The organism is Cellulomonas sp. IC4_254 (assembly GCF_011603975.1).
GTDB lineage: Bacteria > Actinomycetota > Actinomycetes > Actinomycetales > Cellulomonadaceae > Cellulomonas.
In genome coordinates this window covers 1-4,589 of sequence record NZ_JAANNB010000253.1, presented here as the reverse complement: position 1 = coordinate 4,589, position 4,589 = coordinate 1, and the positions used below count along the sequence as shown (strand labels likewise).

General features: G+C 79.2%; 4 protein-coding genes and 1 pseudogene. 4 read left to right on the top strand and 1 reads right to left on the bottom strand.

Features of this window, described 5'->3' with window-relative positions:
* Positions 1-15 precede the first annotated feature (15 nt).
* Positions 16-1,596, top strand: coding sequence for a leucyl aminopeptidase family protein (locus tag G6556_RS17285; protein WP_166944155.1), 1,581 nt, complete (start codon positions 16-18; stop codon positions 1,594-1,596).
* Positions 1,597-1,675: 79 nt separating this feature from the next.
* Here G6556_RS17285 and G6556_RS17280 read toward each other — a convergent pair whose 3' ends face one another.
* The gene (locus G6556_RS17280; protein ID WP_166944153.1) at positions 1,676-2,308 is read right to left on the bottom strand and encodes an O-methyltransferase; all 633 of its coding nucleotides are present in this window, start codon (positions 2,306-2,308) and stop codon (positions 1,676-1,678) included.
* Positions 2,309-2,659: 351 nt separating this feature from the next.
* Between G6556_RS17280 and sigE the strand changes: the two genes are divergently transcribed.
* From sigE to G6556_RS19220, 3 genes and pseudogenes are all read left to right on the top strand, one after another.
* Positions 2,660-3,265, top strand: coding sequence for an RNA polymerase sigma factor SigE (sigE, locus tag G6556_RS17275; protein ID WP_166944151.1), 606 nt, complete (start codon positions 2,660-2,662; stop codon positions 3,263-3,265).
* Complete coding sequence (locus tag G6556_RS17270; protein ID WP_166944149.1) at positions 3,262-4,380, top strand: zf-HC2 domain-containing protein; 1,119 nt, start codon at positions 3,262-3,264, stop codon at positions 4,378-4,380. Before sigE ends, G6556_RS17270 begins: the two co-directional genes overlap by 4 nt.
* Positions 4,377-4,589, top strand: a pseudogene (locus G6556_RS19220) (hypothetical protein); the annotation flags it as partial. The gene G6556_RS17270 and the pseudogene G6556_RS19220, both read left to right, overlap by 4 nt.

The window sequence follows — 4,589 nt, the reverse complement described above, 5'->3', positions numbered from 1 at the left end:
CAGCCCCCCCAGCGCATCGGCCGCGCGGTCCCGGCGGTCGGCCTCGTGGCCGGCTCGCTGGCGACCTCCGAGCTGCTGCTCGCGGCCGACGTCGACGCGGTGGCCGTCCCGGTCGCCCCGGCGGCGCCGGACGACACCGACCTCCAGCCGCGCCGCGGCACCGCCGACGCGGCGGCGCGGTACGGCATCGACCTGGCCGAGCTCGCGGAGCGGGCCGGTCTGACCGGTGCCGCCGGCGAGGCGTGGACGCTGCTGCTGCCGCGCCCCGTCGGCAGCGCCGGCGGCGACCTGCCCTGGGCGGGCCTGCCGCGCCGGCTGGTGCTCGTGGGCGTCGGCGACGGCACCCCGGACGAGCTCCGGCGTGCCGGCGCCGCGCTGGCCCGCGCCACCCGCGGCCTGCGCCGCGTGCTGACGACCGTCGCCACCGAGCCCGGCGCCGACGGCCCGCGCGCGGTGCGCGCGTTCGCCGAGGGCTACCTGCTCGCCGCCTACCGCGTGCAGCGGATCGGCGCGCCCGCCTCGCCGAAGGAGGCGCCGGCCGAGGAGCTCGTGCTCGTCGGCCGCGAGGGCGTGCGCGTGCAGGCCGCGCTCGACGAGGCCGTGCGCGGCGCGACCGCCACCTGGCTGGTGCGCGACCTCGCCAACACCCCGTCCAGCATCAAGGACCCGGCCTGGGTCGCCGACCGCGCGTCGGACCTGGCCCGGGACGCCGGCCTGCGGGTCGAGGTGCTCGGCCCGCGCGAGCTCGAGGCCCAGGGCTTCGGCGGCATCCTCGCCGTCGGCGGCGGCTCGGCGTCGAGCCCGCGGCTGGTCACCGTCACCTACGACCCCGCGGGCCCGGCCGGGACCGCCGGTCGCCGGCGCCAGCACGTCGTGGTGGTCGGCAAGGGCATCACCTACGACACGGGCGGCCTGTCCATCAAGCCGCGCGAGGCGATGGTGCCCATGAAGACGGACATGGCGGGCGCCGCCGTGGCGCTGGCGACCGTGCTCGGCGCGGCCGCCGCGGAGGTGCCGCACCGGGTCACCGCGGTGCTGCCGCTCGCGGAGAACCACTTCGGCGCCGCGTCGTACCGGCCGGGCGACGTCCTGCGGATGTGGGGCGGCCGCACGGTCGAGATCGCGAACACCGACGCGGAGGGCCGGCTGGTGCTCGGTGACGCGCTGGCCTGGGCCGACGCAACGCTGGACCCCGACCTCCTGGTGGACGTCGCGACGCTCACCGGCGCCGCGAGCCTCGGGCTCGGCAAGCAGCACGGCGCGCTGTACGCGACCGACCCGCGGCTGGCCGCGGCGCTGGAGGCCGCGGGCGCGGAGTCGGGCGAGCCGGTCTGGTCGATGCCGCTCGTCGAGGACTACGCCGACGCGGTGCGCTCCACCGTCGCCGACCTGCGGCACGTCCCGCAGGACCTCAAGTACGGCGGCGGCTCGATCACGGCGGCCCTGTTCCTCCGCGAGTTCGTGGGCGCCCGCACCTGGGCGCACCTCGACATCGCCGGGCCCGCGCGGTCGACCGCGGACCGGCACGAGGTCACCGAGGGTGCGACCGGCTTCGGCGCCCGCCTGCTGCTGCGCTGGCTCGCCGCGCTGCGCTGAGCACGGCCCGGCGCCGGGACGACGACGGCCGCCCACCCCGCGGGGTGGGCGGCCGTCCGCGTGCTCGGGCCGGTGTGCCTCAGCGGCGCACGGCCACCAGCAGGCCGTCGCCGACCGGCAGCATCGCCGGCAGCAGCCGGTCGTCCTCGCGGACCAGCCGCCCGGTCTCGCGCACCAGCGTCGTCGCCTCGTCCCGGCGGGCGGGGTCCGCGACCCGGTCGTGCCACAGCGCGTCGTCCACGGCCAGCACGCCGCCCGGGCGGAGCAGCCGCACCGCCCGCTCGACGTACGCCGGGTAGCTCTCGATGTCGGCGTCGACGAACACGAGGTCGTACGCGCCGTCGGTCAGCCGCGGCAGCACGTCCAGCGCGCGCCCGGAGATGGTGCGGGTGCGCGCCGCGCGGACCCCCTCCTCGGCGAACGCCTGCTTGGCCGCGCGCTGGTGCTCCACCTCGACGTCGATGGTGGTGAGCACGCCGTCCGTCGGCATCCCCCGCAGCAGGTGCAGGCCGCTGACGCCCGCGCCGGTGCCGACCTCGACCACCGCGCGCGCCCGGGAGGCCGCGGCGAGCACCGTGAGCGCGGCGCCCGTGCCGGGCTGCACCGGCGTGCAGCCGAGCTCGCCGGCGCGGTCCCGCGCGCGCAGCAGGGTGTCGTCCTCGGGGACGAAGCCCTCGGCGTAGACCCAGCTCGCGGCCTTGTCGGTGGCGATGGTGTCCTCCTGGTCTCAGGTCGTGCGGGGTGTCGTGCGCGCGGTGCGTCGGCGCCGGTGCGCGACCGGTGGGCGGACGTGCGCGGGCGCTGGCCAGCCTAGTGCGCGGGGCGGCCCCGGGCCGCGCGGCGCACGGGGGCCGTGCGGGCGCTCCTGCGCAGGGGTCGCCGGACGGTCGCCGCGGCGGGCGCCGGTCGTCCGGAGGTCACCCGCCCGCGCGGGAACCGGGCGGGACTCGTGCGCGTTGTGCGAGGACAGGGGTGGGCCGGGTTCGCACCGGGCCCCGCGTCCTGGGACACTGGGTCCCGGGACCTCGCGCCGCACCAGCGGCCCCCGAGCAGAAGGACGTGGATGGCGACCTCGTTGCCCGACCCGGACTGGCAGCCCCCGACCTGGGAGGCGATCGTCCGGGAGCACTCCGCGCGCGTGTACCGCCTGGCCTACCGGCTCACGGGCAACCGGCACGACGCCGAGGACCTCACGCAGGAGGTGTTCGTGCGCGTCTTCCGGTCGCTGTCCACGTACACCCCGGGGACGTTCGAGGGCTGGCTGCACCGGATCACGACCAACCTGTTCCTCGACGGCGCCCGCCGCCGCCAGCGCATCCGCATGGACGCGATGGGGGAGGACGGCGACCGGTACCCGGCCACCGGCGCCGGGCCCGAGCGCGCCTTCGAGCACGACAACCTCGACGTCGACGTGCAGCGCGCGCTCGACGAGCTGCCCCCGGAGTACCGCGCCGCCGTCGTGCTGTGCGACATCGAGGGGCTGTCGTACGAGGAGATCGCCGTGACGCTCGGCATCAAGCTCGGCACGGTGCGCTCGCGCATCCACCGGGCCCGGGCGCGGCTGCGCGTGGCGCTCGAGCACCGTGCGCCGGCCGCCGCGCGCACCACGGCGCCGGAGCCCGCGGGCGACCGCGCGTCCGAGGTGACGGCCCCGGCGGGCGCCCGGTGAGCGCGCACCTCGGGGACCGCGTCAGCGCCCTCGTCGACGGCCAGCTCGCGCCGGCCGCCGCGGAGCGGGCGCTCGCGCACGTCGCGGGCTGCCCGCGGTGCGCCGCCGACCTCGCCGCGGCCCGGTCCGCCCGGCGGGTGCTCTCGGACTGCGACGACGTCCGCCCCGCGGGCGACCTCACGGCGCGGCTGCTCGCGCTGGGTGGTGCGCCGGTGCCGTCGGACGCCGACGCCGGCCGACCCGGCCCGGTGCGGCCGATGGACCCGTTCGTCCCGCCGTCCGCCCTGCGCGGCACGGCGGCGTTCACCGGCGCCCCGTCGTCGGCCGGCTCCGGCATCGGGGGCCTGCTCGGCGGGCGCGGTCCGTTCGGCGAGGGCGTCCTCGGCGGGCGGTCCGTGCTCGGCGGCTCGGTCCTCGGCTCCCGTCGCGTGCTCGGCGGCCGGCCCGTGATCGGCAGCGCGCTCGGCACCACCGGTGCCGCCACCCGGCGCGGCCTGCGGGCCGCGGTCGGCTCGATCACGGGGCTGGGCGTCGTCGCGGTCGGGCTGTTCCTCCTGGGCGACCGCCCGACCGTCGCCCCGGTGACCGAGTCCACCGAGGCGCTGTCGCTGCTCGGCGACGCGGGCACCGCCGCGGTCCCGGTCGTCGCCGGCGCCGCCGACCCGACCGGCTCCGGGCCGGCCGCCGGGGCCAGCACGCAGGACTACCTGGACTGGATGCGGGCCGAGGGCTGGACCTGCCCCGAGCAGGTCCCCGCGGGCTGGGCGGTCACCGCCGTGCACCTGCGCGACGACGGCAGCACGCTCGAGGTCGACCTCTCCGGGCCCACCGGCGACGTCGTCGTCACCGAGCAGCACGGCCGGCTCGACGTCTCCGCGCTCACCGCCGCCGAGCCGATCGACGTCGAGGGCCGCACCGTCTACCTGCTGTCCGCCGAGCCGTGGCACGCCGCCTGGCAGTCGGGGGACACCGTCGTCGAGGTGGTGTCGTCCCGCACCGGACCCGGCGCCGCCGCCGTGGTCGCCCAGTTCCCGGAGGGCCAGTTCGACGCGGGTCTCAGCGCCCGCCTGACCCGCGGGTGGGACACGTTCGCCGCCGCGGTGCACCTGCCGTGACCGGCCCGGACGACCGCGCCGGGGAGCCGGCGGGGGACCGGCCGCAGGACCGCGCCGCCGACGGGCCCGCTCCCGCCGACGGGCCCGCGCCGGCCGACCCGTTCGCCGCGCCGCCCGCCGCCCCGCGCGGCTGGGCGCCGCCGCCCGCCTGGGGTCAGCCGTCCGTGGGCCGGCCGCCCGTGGGCCAGCCTCCCGCCGCCCCGCAGGCC